The sequence below is a fragment of the Pantoea sp. Ft-CA_14 genome (assembly GCF_024520875.1).
In the GTDB taxonomy this organism is placed as follows: Bacteria; Pseudomonadota; Gammaproteobacteria; order Enterobacterales; family Enterobacteriaceae; genus Pantoea; species Pantoea agglomerans.
Genome location: NZ_JALNPM010000005.1, coordinates 101499 through 115894, shown reverse-complemented (window position 1 = coordinate 115894; position 14396 = coordinate 101499). Strand labels below are relative to the sequence as shown.

Annotated in this window: 13 protein-coding genes, 1 tRNA gene and 3 pseudogenes; 7 read left to right on the top strand and 10 right to left on the bottom strand. The window is 45.1% G+C overall.

Features of this window, described 5'->3' with window-relative positions:
- Nucleotides 1–362: 362 nt before the first annotated feature.
- Entirely contained in the window at nucleotides 363–2204 is a 1842-nt protein-coding gene (gene rpoD, locus NR195_RS09975) for an RNA polymerase sigma factor RpoD (protein WP_010699749.1), read from the top strand.
- A 74-nt stretch (nucleotides 2205–2278) separates the two neighbouring features.
- Here the strand turns inward: rpoD and mug are convergent, their stop codons facing one another.
- Nucleotides 2279–2797, bottom strand: coding sequence for a G/U mismatch-specific DNA glycosylase (gene mug / locus NR195_RS09970; protein WP_033758840.1), 519 nt, complete (start codon nucleotides 2795–2797; stop codon nucleotides 2279–2281).
- Nucleotides 2794–3378, bottom strand: coding sequence for a TetR/AcrR family transcriptional regulator (locus tag NR195_RS09965; protein WP_256844476.1), 585 nt, complete (start codon nucleotides 3376–3378; stop codon nucleotides 2794–2796). Before NR195_RS09965 ends, mug begins: the two co-directional genes overlap by 4 nt.
- Before the next feature lie 138 nt (nucleotides 3379–3516).
- On the opposite strand from NR195_RS09965, the gene NR195_RS09960 reads away from it, so the two are divergent.
- Both NR195_RS09960 and NR195_RS09955 read left to right on the top strand, forming a co-directional pair.
- Nucleotides 3517–4308 carry an SDR family oxidoreductase gene (locus NR195_RS09960; protein WP_256844475.1) on the top strand — a complete coding sequence of 264 codons (792 nt, stop codon included), beginning with the start codon at nucleotides 3517–3519 and terminating at the stop codon, nucleotides 4306–4308.
- A 202-nt stretch (nucleotides 4309–4510) separates the two neighbouring features.
- Nucleotides 4511–4586, top strand: a tRNA-Ile gene (locus NR195_RS09955).
- A 152-nt stretch (nucleotides 4587–4738) separates the two neighbouring features.
- Here the strand turns inward: NR195_RS09955 and NR195_RS09950 are convergent.
- Nucleotides 4739–5050: a hypothetical protein gene (locus NR195_RS09950; RefSeq protein ID WP_256844474.1), complete on the bottom strand. Its 312-nt coding sequence runs from the start codon at nucleotides 5048–5050 to the stop codon at nucleotides 4739–4741.
- 395 nt (nucleotides 5051–5445) lie between these two features.
- Here NR195_RS09950 and NR195_RS09945 point away from each other — a divergent pair, with 395 nt between their 5' ends.
- On the top strand, nucleotides 5446–5805 hold the full coding sequence (locus tag NR195_RS09945; RefSeq protein WP_256844473.1) for a hypothetical protein: 360 nt from the start codon (nucleotides 5446–5448) through the stop codon (nucleotides 5803–5805).
- A gap of 38 nt (nucleotides 5806–5843) precedes the next feature.
- On the opposite strand, the gene NR195_RS09940 is transcribed toward NR195_RS09945, so the two are convergent.
- Complete coding sequence (locus tag NR195_RS09940; RefSeq protein WP_256844472.1) at nucleotides 5844–6122, bottom strand: hypothetical protein; 279 nt, start codon at nucleotides 6120–6122, stop codon at nucleotides 5844–5846.
- 565 nt (nucleotides 6123–6687) lie between these two features.
- Nucleotides 6688–7812 (bottom strand): annotated as a pseudogene (locus tag NR195_RS09935) (hypothetical protein); the annotation flags it as partial.
- Between the two features lie 5 nt (nucleotides 7813–7817).
- On the opposite strand from NR195_RS09935, the pseudogene NR195_RS09930 reads away from it, so the two are divergent.
- Both NR195_RS09930 and NR195_RS09925 read left to right on the top strand, forming a co-directional pair.
- Nucleotides 7818–8453 (top strand): annotated as a pseudogene (locus NR195_RS09930) (tyrosine-type recombinase/integrase); the annotation flags it as partial.
- 2 nt (nucleotides 8454–8455) lie between these two features.
- Nucleotides 8456–10234 carry a KAP family NTPase gene (locus tag NR195_RS09925; protein ID WP_256844471.1) on the top strand — a complete coding sequence of 593 codons (1779 nt, stop codon included), beginning with the start codon at nucleotides 8456–8458 and terminating at the stop codon, nucleotides 10232–10234.
- Nucleotides 10235–11591: 1357 nt separating this feature from the next.
- Here the strand turns inward: NR195_RS09925 and NR195_RS09920 are convergent.
- The 4 genes and pseudogenes from NR195_RS09920 to NR195_RS09905 all read right to left on the bottom strand — a co-directional run bounded on the left by NR195_RS09920 (nucleotide 11592) and on the right by NR195_RS09905 (nucleotide 13304).
- Entirely contained in the window at nucleotides 11592–11903 is a 312-nt protein-coding gene (locus NR195_RS09920; RefSeq protein ID WP_115758046.1) for a DUF1493 family protein, read from the bottom strand.
- Between the two features lie 8 nt (nucleotides 11904–11911).
- Nucleotides 11912–12148: pseudogene (locus NR195_RS09915) on the bottom strand (STM2901 family protein); the annotation flags it as partial.
- Nucleotides 12149–12475: 327 nt separating this feature from the next.
- Nucleotides 12476–12697 carry a hypothetical protein gene (locus NR195_RS09910; RefSeq protein WP_050541948.1) on the bottom strand — a complete coding sequence of 74 codons (222 nt, stop codon included), beginning with the start codon at nucleotides 12695–12697 and terminating at the stop codon, nucleotides 12476–12478.
- The gene (locus tag NR195_RS09905) at nucleotides 12669–13304 is read right to left on the bottom strand and encodes a hypothetical protein (protein ID WP_163799464.1); all 636 of its coding nucleotides are present in this window, start codon (nucleotides 13302–13304) and stop codon (nucleotides 12669–12671) included. Before NR195_RS09905 ends, NR195_RS09910 begins: the two co-directional genes overlap by 29 nt.
- 530 nt (nucleotides 13305–13834) lie before the next feature.
- On the opposite strand from NR195_RS09905, the gene NR195_RS09900 reads away from it, so the two are divergent.
- Nucleotides 13835–14062: a hypothetical protein gene (locus NR195_RS09900; protein WP_134161569.1), complete on the top strand. Its 228-nt coding sequence runs from the start codon at nucleotides 13835–13837 to the stop codon at nucleotides 14060–14062.
- Between the two features lie 166 nt (nucleotides 14063–14228).
- Here the strand turns inward: NR195_RS09900 and NR195_RS09895 are convergent, their stop codons facing one another.
- The gene (locus tag NR195_RS09895; RefSeq protein WP_256844470.1) at nucleotides 14229–14387 is read right to left on the bottom strand and encodes a hypothetical protein; all 159 of its coding nucleotides are present in this window, start codon (nucleotides 14385–14387) and stop codon (nucleotides 14229–14231) included.
- Nucleotides 14388–14396 lie beyond the last annotated feature (9 nt).

The window sequence follows — 14396 nt, the reverse complement described above, 5'->3', positions numbered from 1 at the left end:
CGGAGCGTACTGAAGTACGTGAGGAAAGCGAGCACTGCCGGGGAGCAGAATGGCGAGTAAGCCAGGCCCTTAGCACAAAATTTAAAGGCCACAGGCGCCGAAGTCAGTCTGGTCACCGCCAGCGCACAGCTTCCGGAGCGTACTGAAGTACGTGAGGAAAGCGAGCACTGCCGGGGAGCAGAATGGCGAGTAAGCCAGGCCCTTAGCACAGAGTTTATACAAGCGGCTTAAGTGCCGATTACTGATGGGCAAAGCCCACGCCGCGACGAAGGCAGCGGCAAGAATTAAATGCCTTTACTGCTATTGTTGGCTCGCTGCCGACCGACACCAATCTAATTTAACAGAAGTGTGGATACCGTCTTATGGAGCAAAACCCGCAGTCACAGCTCAAGCTTCTTGTCACCCGTGGTAAGGAGCAAGGCTATCTGACCTATGCTGAGGTCAATGACCATCTGCCGGAAGATATCGTCGACTCAGATCAGATCGAAGACATCATCCAGATGATTAACGACATGGGTATTCAGGTGGTTGAAGAAGCCCCGGATGCCGACGATCTGATGCTGAACGAAAACAGCTCCGATACTGACGAAGATGCCGCGGAAGCTGCCGCTCAGGTGTTATCCAGCGTTGAATCTGAAATCGGGCGTACCACTGACCCGGTCCGCATGTATATGCGTGAAATGGGTACCGTTGAACTGCTGACGCGCGAAGGCGAAATTGACATCGCTAAGCGTATTGAAGACGGTATCAACCAGGTTCAGTGTTCTGTAGCCGAATACCCTGAAGCGATTACGTATCTTCTGGATCAGTACGACAAAGTTGAAGCAGGCGAATCACGCCTCTCCGATCTGATCACCGGTTTCGTCGATCCTAACGCAGAAGAAGATATCGCCCCAACGGCAACGCACGTGGGCTCTGAACTTTCTGAAGCCGATCGTAAGGACGATGAAGAAGAAGATGAGGAGGATGATGACAGCTCCGACGACGATAACTCAATCGATCCGGAACTGGCGCGTGAGAAGTTTTCTGACCTGCGTAAGCAGTATGAAACTACCCGCGCAGTGATTAAAAGCAAAGGTCGCAGTCATGCTGCCGCCGTTGCTGAAATCCAGAACCTCTCTGATGTCTTCAAGCAGTTCCGCCTGGTACCGAAGCAGTTCGATTACCTGGTAGGCAGCATGCGCACCATGATGGAACGCGTTCGTACGCAGGAACGTCTGATCATGAAGCTCTGTATTGAGCTGTGTAAAATGCCGAAGAAAAACTTCATCACGCTGTTTACCGGCAACGAAACCAATGAAACCTGGTTCAAAGCCGCACTGGCCATGAACAAGCCGTGGTCTGAAAAGCTGCTGGAAGTGCAGGATGACGTGACACGTTCCCTGCAGAAACTGGCACAGGTCGAAGAAGAGACCGGTCTGACCATTGAACAGGTCAAAGACATTAACCGTCGCATGTCGATCGGTGAAGCCAAAGCACGTCGCGCCAAGAAAGAGATGGTGGAAGCTAACCTGCGTCTGGTTATTTCGATTGCCAAGAAATATACCAACCGCGGTCTGCAGTTCCTTGACCTGATTCAGGAAGGTAATATCGGCCTGATGAAAGCGGTAGATAAGTTTGAATATCGCCGTGGTTACAAGTTCTCGACCTATGCGACCTGGTGGATCCGTCAGGCTATCACCCGCTCTATCGCCGACCAGGCGCGTACCATCCGTATTCCGGTGCATATGATTGAGACCATCAACAAGCTCAACCGTATTTCACGCCAGATGCTGCAGGAGATGGGCCGCGAACCTACGCCGGAAGAGCTGGCTGAACGTATGCTGATGCCAGAAGATAAAATCCGCAAAGTGCTGAAAATCGCTAAAGAGCCGATCTCTATGGAGACGCCGATTGGTGATGATGAAGATTCACATCTGGGCGATTTTATCGAAGACACCACTCTGGAGCTGCCGCTGGATTCTGCTACCTCAGAGAGCCTGCGTTCTGCGACCCATGACGTGCTGGCTGGCCTGACCGCGCGCGAAGCGAAAGTGCTGCGCATGCGTTTCGGTATCGATATGAACACTGACCATACGCTGGAAGAAGTGGGCAAACAGTTCGACGTTACGCGTGAGCGTATTCGTCAGATTGAAGCCAAAGCTCTGCGTAAACTGCGCCATCCGAGCCGTTCGGAAGTGCTGCGCAGCTTCCTCGACGATTAAGTCAGACAAAAACCCCGGTTCGCCGGGGTTTTTTATGCCTGCCTGTTACCGCCTCTCCCCTGCCCTGCGCAGATTCATTCGTTCCCCGCATGCAGTTCCACATAGAGCTGACGATAAGCCTCTACCATCTCGTCCAGGGATGCGCGATTAAGGCCGCTGGGATTCGGCAACACCCACACCTGCGTTTTTCCCATACATATCGGCTGTTTGCCCCATTCGACTTTACTCTGCTTAAAAGCACGACGAAACGCATCCTTACCCAGGATAGCCAGCGCAGCCGGCTGGTAATCCAGTACCTTTTCCATCAGCCGTTTGCCGCCATCGCGCAGCTCATCAGGCGCTAATTCACTCGCCTGCACCGTGGGCCGCTCAACCAGCATGGTGATGCCGCAGCCGGTCTCCGTTAAGCGCTGCTCCTCTTCCGGCTTCAGTTGCTGCTGGGTGAATCCCGCCAGATGGATCACTTTCCAGAACCGGTTGCCGGGATGCGCAAAGTGAAACCCCTGATGGGCGGTTGACTGACCCGGATTAATGCCACAGAACAGCACATCAAGACCGGAGGTGATGATGTCGCGGATCGCGTGTTCACTCATGCCGCCACCTCCAGCGTGCGCTGCTTCAGCGCATCGCGACTGCGTTGCAGCATCTGGCTGGCCTGCTCTGCATCCGGACAGGCTCGCGCCAGCGCCAGCGCGCCAACCATCTCTGCGAGCATGCTGGAGGCCAGCGCTTCCGCATCGGGCAACTTCAACTCACGTAATATCTGCGTCAGACTGCCGTGCATCGCATTAAAGCCCTGTGCGAAGATCTGCCGTGTCGGCTGTGGAAGATGAGCTACTTCACTCACCAGAGCGGCTAATGGACAGCCCTGCGCTGGTGCATTGCGATGCGCCTCGGAAAGATAGCTATCAATAAAATCTGCCAGCTGCTGCGCTGGCTGGGTCACGGACTCCGCGGGCTTTAAGGTATCGGCTTCAGCAAACATATGCTTCAGCACCTCCTCAACCAGCTCCTCGCGTGAGGTAAAATGCGCATAAAAACCGCCGTGTGTCAGCCCGACCCGCTTCATCAGCGCCGCTACACCAATTCCTTCGGTGCCGGTTTCACGCATCACGCGCGCCGCCTCATCAAGGATACGTTGCCGCGTATGCGCTTTGCTGCTCTGCTTCTCCATCTCATCTCCTGCGGTGTCTGCTACGTAGCGTCTGGCTATTATAGTAATTATTACGGTCATCATATTCCAGCTTGACGACAGATATGATGATCGTCATATTGATGGCTATTATGACGACCATCATACGAGGAAAAAGAGATGTCACAATCAGGCACAGCTTTAATCACCGGCGCATCCAGCGGTATCGGTGCGACCTATGCAAAACGACTGGCAGCACGTAGTTATGATTTGATTCTGGTCGCACGCGATCAGGGGCGGCTCACCACCCTGGCTGACACACTGGCAAAGCAGCACGATATTCGGGTGACGGTTATGGCGGCTGACTTAACGCATGAGCAGGATCTGCAACGCGTGGAGTCGGAGCTCGCGAACAACGCACAGATTACGCTGCTGCTGAACAACGCGGGCATGGGTGTTGAGGGAGAGTTTCTTGAGGCGGACATCACACGCATTAACAGTATGCTGGCGTTGAATATTCTGGCACCCACCCGTCTGGCACAGGCGGCTGGCCGGGCTTTCAAAGCGCGCGGTAATGGCATCATTATCAATATCGCGTCGGTGCTGTCGCTGGTGCACGAGATGTTCAACGGCGCTTATAACGCCACTAAGTCTTACGTACTGACTCTGACGCGTGCGATGCAGCGTGAACTCGCAGAGAGCGGCGTGCAGGTACAGGCGGTGTTGCCCGGTGCGACCCGTACGGAGATTTTCGACCGCGCAGGCCAGTCTATTAATGACATTCCGGCTGAAATGCTGATGGACGTTGATGAGATGGTGGACGCCGCGCTTGCCGGACTCGACAGCAAGGAGACGGTAACCATTCCGTCGCTGGAAGATCTGCAGATGTGGCACGACTACGATCAGGCTCGTGGCACGATGGTTCCTCATCTTTCGCGGAATCAATCAGCATCCCGTTATCGTCAGCGCTGAGTCAGCTATCAGCCATAATGACTGAAGTCCGGTTTCACTAAAGGCACGGAGAAGCATTATCCGTGCCTGTTTGCGACTTAGGGATCGCGGTTCGCCAGATTTGTTATAGAAATCAGCAGGTAAATCACTGCTGCTTATTTCAGCAACCGGTGGCTGAGTGCTGGATTGCCCTGAAGAGATACTTTATAATCCCCGCTCCGCTGGCCCCTTAGCTCAGTGGTTAGAGCAGGCGACTCATAATCGCTTGGTCGCTGGTTCAAGCCCAGCAGGGGCCACCAAATTTAGTGATGTAAATCATGCATTTAAGCCGCTTAATCAAAGCGGCCTTTTTGTTTCTGACTTGCAACTGTCCCCTTTTCGTCCCCCCTAGCAAAGCCTAACAGCAGTGTGATGGTGGTATTACATAAAGCTGAGGGCTATCATCAGAAGATCACATACCCTTAATGAGCAATTTTTTTATGTGCTTTCTACCTGCATCAACCTGCATTTCCTTCCAACTGCTATAAGAGGTGTTTTGCGTTATGAAATCTTCCCATGCCTGATCCGGTATGGCGGCAAAATCCTCCTTTGTTTCAACGCTGAATCCCGATTTATGAAACATATCTTCAAGAGAAGTAAATGAGGAGCATTCAGCCAAAAACTGCTTATTAAAAAGCTCGCTAAAAGGGATGGATTGCGTTCCTGAAACTGCTTCTAAGTTCTTTTTGAGTTGGTCAATCTGGTCACTAAATTTTTTAACCATATAGCCCCCTGAATCACAGCCACGTTTACCGTAAATAATTTTTTAGCATGTCGGTATTTAATGTGTCTATTTATTTTTCAGATAACTTATAACTCAATCAACTCAGTTCTCATTTTACATATTAAAAACCACCCAACTAGAAAAAAACATAAACGAAATCAATTGATTATTTAATAATTTATTAATTTACACTAGCAAAATTGCGATAGCGATTTTGCTAGTGTTTTATTAGAATTTTACTCATAATCGCTTTGTAGCTGGTTTAGTCCCAGCGGGAGCGCAAAAGTGTCTCACTGATTTTTTTATGCCTTAGCCAGCTTCGTTTTCGCAGGCGGGGATGTAAGTGATAGAACTCCTTTGACTTTGTTCAACTGTTGAGAATTTTTGGGGTAGTTATGAGTGAAGCTGTATACATGTGGATGATTGGTGGATACATAGCACTCATGGCCATATTCACAAAAGTTGCATATTCTGACCCAAACTTTTATTTAGGATTCCTTGAAAAATTAATTTCCAAATTATCTGTTTACTTATCCATTATTACAGGTTCAATTTGGATTGGCTTATATATAAGTTACAAGTATGCAAAGGATAAATTAAACCTTACACCTGAGCAATCAAAACTCTATTTAACTGATTACAATGGATTTATCCTTCCACTATCATTGTTATTTTTTGCTTTCTGCTTTGCTAGTATGTATGGTTCCTTTCTAATCATTGTCGCTGAAAATAAAAAAAGGCCCACACCGCGATAATATGTTTTGTTCTATCAAAGATCACATCAATATAAATATCACTTATACGATTCTAATTGCTTAAGTTTGTGCTCCCAGTCAGCATAAGCGGCCTGCCATGCCTCATTTTCATTATCAAATGGCTTGTCTGCCACAGGAAGCCACTCCAGTTTGTTGTTTTTTATATGCTTGAATCGCACATCCCAATACTCTCCACGTGGCCATAGAACGTATCTGCTACCCGGTCCCCAGCGGACATTCCAGATCGCATCGTCAGTTAGCTTTTCTCCACGCTCCATGAACATAAATAGCGCACCATTGATGGAAAAACGTCGCATTTTTTCGCCCTTTCGCAATAACAATACTGTACATAATAACAGTTCTAAGCTTACTGAATTTTTCAGGTTTGCACATAGCCCTCAACCCTCTACATCCCTTGCCCTGTCTGAGATTGCTGATTGGTCACCAACATCCCTCAGAGATCCGCTTGAGATCCATAAGGCGACCAAAAAAATATCCTTTAATTTCAATTGGATGCATTTTTGGTTGAGATCCATTTCAGATCCAGAAAACTGAAAAACCCTGAAATTCTTTTCGCTCTTTTCAGTTGGCGGGCTCTGGCAGAAACCCAGCAGCCGTGCGGTCTGGCCATACCTTTGCAAAAAAATAAAACTGAAAAATATTTATGATGCAAAACCTGCAGGCGGGTGCGGTGTAGCGCCGATTTTGTCTGCCGGACGATTATTTTGCCGTGCTGACGCGCAGCCAGGGCCGCGCTGTGCGGATGATCTGTTTATGGTTGTGTGCGTGATGGGCGCGCCTTTGCGTGGCGCATCGTGCGTCTGAGGCGTTCTGGTGACGGGCAATTAAAAACCCGCTGCGATAGCGGGTAAGTGTGCTGGCTTACTTGCCTATGACGGGTGAATATTGCGTACTGAGCGCGGCGGCCTGCTGGCTGCTCTTTGCGATATCGCTGCTGTTCGTGGGCTGGCCGGTTGACGGGTGCGTATGGCTGGCCAGCTGGTCAGCCAGCTGCTGAACAAGCGCCACGGTATCGAGCATCAGCTGGGCCACGTTAACCTTCTCTGAACCAATCCACACAACCGGCGCGATAATTTCCTGACGCGTTCCGGCAATGCTCTGGCGCAGCTGGCCGATTTTTTCAGTCAGTGCCTGACCAATATTTATCGTCACGCTGCCGGTGACGTCTGTTTCCGCATTGCCGCCCACTGTAATCAGCTGGCTCTGCTGCGTGGCCACGCTGTAATTGCCTGTCGTCACATGCTGAATTGCTCCGGCCATCAGTGACGCCGTTCCGATCACAGTGGTCCTGTCCGTGGCTTTGACTGTCGTTTCCCTGCTGACCAGATCACGCGTTTCCGTATCGGCTTTAACTTCCCGGCTCATGGACGTTTCACGTATAGCCTGATCGGTCTGGCGCTCCCAGTCTCCCGCCTATGTTACCCGCTGTGATACTTCCGCGCGCTGCTGCTGCAGCTGTTCACCCGGTTTCACGTCCGGCAGGCTGGTCCCGCCCGGCATGGTCTGGCGCACAAACGGCTTGTCCGGGCGTCCGCCGGTAAAACCGACCTCAACCAGCGTTCCCTCTGGCGGAAACTGAAACATGCCGGAATCATTACCGGCCATCGGAACGGGCAGCGGCACAGCAGGATAAACCGGCGTACTGCCGTCCGGATTGCCGTCAGCGTCCAGCAGCTGCAGATCGACGGCATAGCGCGGCCTGAAGGGGTCAGCAAAGTTTCCGCTTTTTACCGCCTCAGTCGGGGCAACAAAGCGCGCCATTTTAGGCAGGTGCAGGCCGCTGGCCAGCTCCGGGTAGTGACTTTCTACCTGCCGCTGTACCGGTGTTTTCTGCAGCGGCTGGCCTGTTGTGCGGTTTCGCGGCGTCCAAGTGATTGTCATGGTATCGCTGTTCAGCTGCACCTTTGTCACGCGCTTGCCGTTAACCTCCACGCCCGGACGCAGTGACTGGATCACAGGTACAGTCATCGTATTGCCACCGGCAGTGGACTACCCAAGTTTCCCCACGTACAATGAATCTAGAACATGCGTACTTCTTGACTGTATTTAATGAAGTTAAAAGATTGGGGGAATGGGCTGGCCCAAACCCTCTTGAATATGTAAGACAGTTTCGTACAGATGAAAGTGAAATGGCCTACTTAACATCTGAGCAAATAGATTTACTCTTGAACGAATGCCGAAAAAGCAGTGCAAAAGATTTGGAACTTATTGTAAAAATCTGCCTCGCTACAGGGGCTAGATGGAGTGAGGCAGAGAATCTTAAAAGAAGCCAGATTATGCCTGGAAAGGTCATATTTGTAAAAACTAAAGGAAAGCGAAATTGCAGCATTCCTGTTTCTTTGGAACTAAGTAGCGAATCACCCAACAAAATTGGCAATCTATTCAAACCATGTTACTACGCTTTTCGCTCAATTATCGAACACGCCGGCATCGAATTACCTGCTGGACAAATGACCCATGTTTTAAGACACACCTTTGCCTGTCACTTTATGATGAAAGGTGGAAACATATTAGTTTTACAAAAAATATTAGGTCATACCGACATTAAAATGACGATGCGTTACGCTCACTTTGCACCAGAACATTTTGAAGAGGCACTAAAATTCAACCCCCTCATTAAGGAATGAACATGGAAGATCTGACTACACAAAATGTTTTAAGTAGTTATATTGATTACTACAGCTCAATCAACTCACCGGGATATGCAGTTTTAGTCACAGGGGCCTGGGGGGTAGGAAAAACATTTCAAGTCAAAAAAGCATTAAATGATAAAATGGTATATGTTAGCTTATTCGGTCTAACTAGTACTGCCGAAATTTTCTCCGCAGTTTACGCAAAATCATATCCTCGAAAAGCATTAACCAAAAAATTCCTCTCGTGGTTTAAAGGTTCAAGTGTAAAAACAGGCGCTGTCACTGTAGCTTCAGGTGACTTAATAGGTAATGTTGGAAATGCAATTTTTAGTGAAAAAGTGGATACTTCAAAGATTATTGTCTTTGATGATCTAGAAAGATGCTCAATAAATTTAAACAATGTATTAGGATGTATAAATAAATATGTTGAGCATCATAAATGTCATGTAATTGTAATTGCTCACGACGGAAAAATAAACAAAACCATTAAAAATAAAAAAGAAAAAATATTTGGCCAAACAATTAACATAGTGCCTGAAACAGACGAAGCATACAAATCTTTCATTAGCGAAAATAAGATAAGAATCACTATTAATGAAATAGCGGGCATTATACTTAGCTCTTATAAAGCATCAGAATGCCAATCGTTAAGAGTCTTGAAGCATGCATTAAATGATTGCACCCGATTATTTTCTTTACTTGAAGAAAAACATATAAACAACAAAACCTTCCTTAATGAACTATTTACTTTCTATAGCGCAATCTCAATTAATGTTAGGGAAGGAGAAATATCTCCTACTGACTTATACTTGAGAGAAGAAATAGCTTGGCTTGCGGGAATAAAAAAAGATGAGGATACAAAAAGCCCGCTAATAAAGATCAGAGATACATATTATAAAAACCGTTGTAGCATATTAATAAACACCAAGACAATAAGTAATCAGGATTTAATTGATAGTTTGATTCATGGTAGATTTAATAAAAAATCGATCATTGAAACCATCAACCTTTCTCGTCATTTTATCAAAGAGCAAACCTCAGAACCTTGGCGAATTATAATAAATTTCGAAACAAACAGCAATCAAGAAACTAATAAAGCCATAGAAAATATATTTAGTGACTTAGATAATTTAAAAATTATAGATCCCGGTAGTATTCTTCATACCTTTAACATTTTATTGATGCTATCTCGTATACATCACATTCCGCTTAACTATGGGCAAATTGAAAAATTAGCATTCAATTACTTTAAAAAACTTCAATCTAATAACATTTTTCCTGTATTAAAATCCCCGCATGATACCCGTCAACCGCATAATGATCACTCGCAAGGTTATGGTTATTGGACCCATGAGGACTACCACAAGGAATCGACTTCAATACAAAATGGTCTTGATAAAAATCTATCAATATCATTCAAAAAAAAATACCCTAGCTTTATTAAAGAAATTTTAGAAGCTCTTAATACAGACTCAGTTAAATTCAAAGATATAATATCTTACAACCGTGGAAATCCTGGAAAATTTTTCTTCGTGGACGTCTTAGCATATATCAAACCATATATTTTCGTAGATAAGTGGCTTTCATTAGATAATGTAGATCAGCAAATAGTCAGAGATGCACTATATTCACGATTCAATTCTGGCCATCTTGATTCCCACTTGTCAGCCGAAAAAAAATGGGTAGACGATGTAGTTATGAATTTAGCACACAGGGCTAGCAAGCTCTCCGGCTTGGACAGATTCCGTATAACACGACTAGTGATCAAAGGATAAATCTTTAAGACAAAAGTGTCGCACCAGCTTAGAGATATAGTTGTTTTTTGGTGGATATTGGGAAATTAACTCTTTGGTGGATATTGGGAAATTAACTCATTGTTTATAATATAATCTATTGACTTATATCACTTTATATAGATTCTCATAATCGCTTGGTCGCTGGTTCAAGCCCAGCAGGGGCTACCAAATTTAGCATTAAATATCATACACTTAATCCGCTCATTGAAGCGGTTTTTTGTATCTAAATTTCTGAGTGGCGGTAAAGTGGCGGTGCATTTTCCTCAACAGCCTTATCATGCCGCTGCTGATTGCTTTAAGCAGGTGGAACAAAACTACTAAACAAAGCAAAAAACCTCAGAAGTATGTAAAGTAACTCGCTTATCAATAGGGAGAAGCTCTGATAGTTTTTTCCAGCCAAATAAAATTACCGTCTGTATCGTAAATCTGCCACAATCCCGGTGTTTGAAATGGTGAATAGTCGATACTCATACCTGTTCACCATCAACGATAGGCTTTATGCCATTTGTATAAATTTTTGGCAGCTTTCAAAGAATTAATCGTATGTTCATAATGGCTGATAAGTGTAGTAGCGATCCGATTCTTCACTTGCTACCAATCTTGTAACAGGGAGCACGTCACTGTAATTCAAGATAATGAATAATATTATCAGGCTAATATAGGTAGGATTCATAAACTGTATAAAATAGAGGGAAAAGTAAATGCATCACATTCTTGAAATACTCTCAAATTTGCTTACCAATTGGCCTTTAACAGCAGGGAGGCGAGAGAAAAAGCCAAGAAAAGACAGAAAGAAGATATCAACTCTTCACTACAAACCTATATGCAAGATCATGACTGATCAAAAAAGTAACGATATACCGCAGAAAGATGAGGCCAACTAAGAAAAACATTTATATTTACAAAATCAGTCTTATTACTTGTAAAAGATTTCAGTGGATATGATTAAGATCATAATAACAGCATCTGCTGCTGACCTCTGCCTGGAAATGACGAGACGTCTTTAGCATTACCAGGCAATGTGATAATTTTGACATCGCCTTATAGAATTTAAAAGTGTAGATATAAAAGGTTTAAAAATGAAAGTTCTGTGGAATACTCCTTCTCATTCAAGTACCTAATGAACACCGGACGAAGATATCAAGCCATTAATGAGTAGTAAGCCCCCAGCAATCCTGCACAAACTCAATGTCATAGCGAGCTATTAGTAGCGCTCATACCAATATCAACCTCTGTTATACTCAGTAGTTTTAACTACTTTCCTTTTGGCTATTTTAATTTCATATCTAATCTTTTTATTTTAAAAAATGAACACTCTTTTCTACTGCATCACATTTTAGTAAAGCCACTCCCCCGCTTCAGCTGAATTAATCAGCATCTGAACAGTTAAAGGCTCAGGTTGATGATGATCGGTGCGCAAATATTTTGGCAAAATAGCGTTCGGCAAAAAAGGGATTCCTGTAGCCGGGAAATAGAGACGAAAATAGAATCGCTTCATATCAACATTAAATAGTTCAGCATACTCTTCAAAAAAATCAAAAGCCTCTTCAGCCAAAACGCAATTTTTACCTGTACTCAGGGATGCATCATCTGGCATTTCCCAAAAGTATTTCTTTATCAGACGATGAACATCTTCAACTTTACTCATAACCAGCCTTATCCTTTTTCACCTGTAATCAGCATATATCGATGAACAACATTGCGGGTAATAATCGCAAGATCATATGCAGTTAACACAGCGCCAATCCAGGGCACCCAACGTCCAACATATGCCCCGATACTTGTTGTATATTCCCATTCACCGCGCAGCATGCTTTTCCATGTAATAGTACGGCGTTTTTTCTGAAAACGTTGGCGAATAAACATTCGGCTTGCGAGAGAAAGCGGTCTGGTTCAATGTGTATTTTTTTGGGGATCTAACTTACCATAGTCTCAGCTTTCCCGATCAAGCTTCTGCAGAGGATAATTTTATGTTTAACGCCTGTACGGCCTATACATACTTTCTCCATTACGTAAGCGATGCTTTTAATCGAAGCAGTAATGATCTACGTAGCCCATGCATAATTCGTTAATAAAAATCTAACTAATGATATGCATCACTCTGACTTTGTTAGTCAGCTTTATAGTTTCATTGCTTTTTTTACAATCACAAAGAAGGCCATAATCTGTGTCACGGCCTTGTTGTTTGATAGCTTAATTACGGATAAAAACACATACCGATCATGCTTCTCCTTTTAGCTTATCCAGCAGGTAAGCAACTAAGTAGGCCAGCATGAAGAACCCGAAGAAACCAATAATTTTCCATAGCCAGCCATCAAGTAAAAACAAAGAGAAAAATGCGGCAAATGAGCAAATACCCGTAGAAATGGCTTCAACAACATTTGTGGTTTGTATACCAATGAACTTAACGAATTTAAGAAGAAATGATTTTGCAGAGTTCATTTTGTATCCTTTCACAAATTAATCTATGGCTGTTGATATAAATCAGATAGGGTTCGAGTGGCCTCTCTACGAGGAAATAGACCATATCCAGATTCATTCGTGAAACCTTTGAATAGGTCATTGGAAATCTATTTTGCATCCGTCTTGATGCGACTGAAGCCTCTTCAATCAATCCTTGCACCATGAGAATGTTCAACGAAAGCGACGAGCCAACTCTGACAAACCGCTTAAAGGCCTCAACTGTCACGATACGAGTTAGTATTCTTTTAGCAATAAATTGGGCCAGGAAAAATTGTGAACCAATCCTTCCCCCCATTCTGCCAGCACCATAACCCAACTTACTATCGATAGCTTGTTTGCTTTCATTATCGAGCTTTGCGTAGAAATCGTTAATCACAATAGTAATCAGTTGCCGGATGGGTTCATGTCTGTCTGCAGTGGCTTTGATTAATCGCATAAACCGTTCAGTTTCTCTTTGATTTCGGTTCTTCAGATCGCTCCCGGCAAGACCGCTTCCCTCCCATGTTCTTACAACTCCCTGATACATGCCTGAAGGGATAGATGACATACCCTCCACGATTCCATAGGCAATTTGCTTTGCATCCATACTTATTCCTTGTAAGCAAATAATGTTCAAGGCTGAGAATATCTAATCTGAAGTAGTAATTCCATTAGCACTCTATTTAAGTTGTTTATGCGTCAGTCATTCTTTTTATCTACTGATTACTAGCGTTATTTATTGATTCAATTAATAAGTACATCAAATGTTCACGATCTATCCAAAAAATTCATGATTAAGGTTATTTTCAATAATAACAATAAGTTAGATTCTTTTTCAGACCATTCTTTAAGATTAAATCACTAAAACTCTTTTTAATTTTTTTAGTTTGGTTTTCCGATAAAAGCCCAATGGCGGTGCGGACTGTCGATGTAGTTTGTAGCAAAATGAAACTGAAAATTTTTATGTTCAGAATTGCACTGCCGGGAGCAGTGTAGCCGCCGTTTTTGTCTTCAGGACGATTATTTGCCGGTGTTGACCCGCAGTCAGTGCCAGACTATGCGGATACTCTCTTTGTGGTTATCGTGCTCGTAGTGGCCACGCATTAGCGTGGTGCTGCGTACGTTTGGTGCTCTCTGGTGATGGATAATCAAAAACCCGCTGCAATAGCGAGTTATCAGTGTGGATTATTTGCCAATCACGGGCAAATGTCTGGCATTAAGCACGGCGGCCTTCTGGCCAATCTACGCAATGTCGCTGCTATTAACTGGCTGGCCGCGGATCAAAGGGCTCGTCTTGCTGGCCAGCAAACTGCTGCACAAGCTCCAGGATATCGTTATCAACTGAGCCACGCTATTCTTTGCTAAACCAATCCATTAGCGCACTTATCTTCTGCCACGTCCCGACAATGCTCTTACTAACCAGGCCGATTTTTTCAGTCAGCGCATGCCAGACCGTAATCACCGCGCTGCCGTCACTCATCTTAAGCATCTGCACGCCTTGGTGAAAATCACTCAGCCGGTTACTCCGTGGTTAGTCCGACTCAGCCAGACGTGCAATCTTGTCATCAGCTGCAATGCTGATATCAACCGCACCCTGCAGCAGCGTGGTGGTCCGGTTTGCCTCATCGGTCGCGGCGGCGAGTCTGGTGATAGCTTTCAGCACTGCATTTTCAGCTTCCAGTACCTGCACTAAGGTTTC

What these genes read in the sequence shown, in the direction of transcription:
- NR195_RS09950 (WP_256844474.1), bottom strand. Translation starts at nt 5,050, where the DNA reads ATGGTTAAAAAATTTAGTGACCAGATTGACCAACTCAAAAAGAACTTA.
- NR195_RS09910 (WP_050541948.1), bottom strand. Translation starts at nt 12,697, where the DNA reads ATGAACTCTGCAAAATCATTTCTTCTTAAATTCGTTAAGTTCATTGGT.
- NR195_RS09960 (WP_256844475.1), top strand. Translation starts at nt 3,517, where the DNA reads ATGTCACAATCAGGCACAGCTTTAATCACCGGCGCATCCAGCGGTATC.
- NR195_RS09945 (WP_256844473.1), top strand. Translation starts at nt 5,446, where the DNA reads ATGAGTGAAGCTGTATACATGTGGATGATTGGTGGATACATAGCACTC.
- NR195_RS09905 (WP_163799464.1), bottom strand. Translation starts at nt 13,304, where the DNA reads ATGGATGCAAAGCAAATTGCCTATGGAATCGTGGAGGGTATGTCATCT.
- mug (WP_033758840.1), bottom strand. Translation starts at nt 2,797, where the DNA reads ATGAGTGAACACGCGATCCGCGACATCATCACCTCCGGTCTTGATGTG.
- NR195_RS09925 (WP_256844471.1), top strand. Translation starts at nt 8,456, where the DNA reads ATGGAAGATCTGACTACACAAAATGTTTTAAGTAGTTATATTGATTAC.
- NR195_RS09965 (WP_256844476.1), bottom strand. Translation starts at nt 3,378, where the DNA reads ATGGAGAAGCAGAGCAGCAAAGCGCATACGCGGCAACGTATCCTTGAT.
- NR195_RS09940 (WP_256844472.1), bottom strand. Translation starts at nt 6,122, where the DNA reads ATGCGACGTTTTTCCATCAATGGTGCGCTATTTATGTTCATGGAGCGT.
- NR195_RS09920 (WP_115758046.1), bottom strand. Translation starts at nt 11,903, where the DNA reads ATGAGTAAAGTTGAAGATGTTCATCGTCTGATAAAGAAATACTTTTGG.
- rpoD (WP_010699749.1), top strand. Translation starts at nt 363, where the DNA reads ATGGAGCAAAACCCGCAGTCACAGCTCAAGCTTCTTGTCACCCGTGGT.